The sequence below is a fragment of the Chryseobacterium sp. CH25 genome, from assembly GCF_004119455.1.
Lineage (GTDB): Bacteria > Bacteroidota > Bacteroidia > Flavobacteriales > Weeksellaceae > Chryseobacterium.
Genome location: NZ_NRQT01000029.1, coordinates 1 through 487 on the forward strand (window position 1 = coordinate 1; position 487 = coordinate 487).

Consider the following 487-nt stretch of genomic DNA (forward strand, 5'->3'; position numbering starts at 1 on the left):
AAAGGCAGTACTGATGTTTCCGTAAGCCTGCTCTTCAAAAGCATATTCTGTACGACAGGTTAAACATATTCCCCCAGCTTCTCTATAGGAATATTGAAACCCATCCAGATAATCAGTCATAGAGGTTCTTATATTTCCTCTAGCAGGTTTGGTGGAATAGTTTTTTCTCAACTTAGTTCCATCTGCACGGTATAAATATCCAACATTAGCACTAGATCGCTGCCCAACAATAATAGGATCCGGATAACTCATTGTAAATGTATTGGGAAGATTAAGATGATTATAAACAATAGAATTAATCCCTTTATCCTTCATAGTGGTCATATTTCCATTCACATCATAATCTATCATATTATTGCCACCTTCATATCCTGTATCATTCATCGCAGATTCTATCACCTGATTTAAACGGTTTCCTGTGTATTTATACTCAAGGTCATCTACTAAAGCTGATGTTTGTCCTGATACAGGAATTGCTTTTCTTTTT

The 487-nt window shown here is 35.7% G+C and carries 1 pseudogene; it reads right to left on the reverse strand.

Annotation, left to right across the window (positions count from 1 at the left end):
- Nucleotides 1-487: pseudogene (locus BOQ64_RS23330) on the reverse strand (RHS repeat-associated core domain-containing protein); the annotation flags it as partial.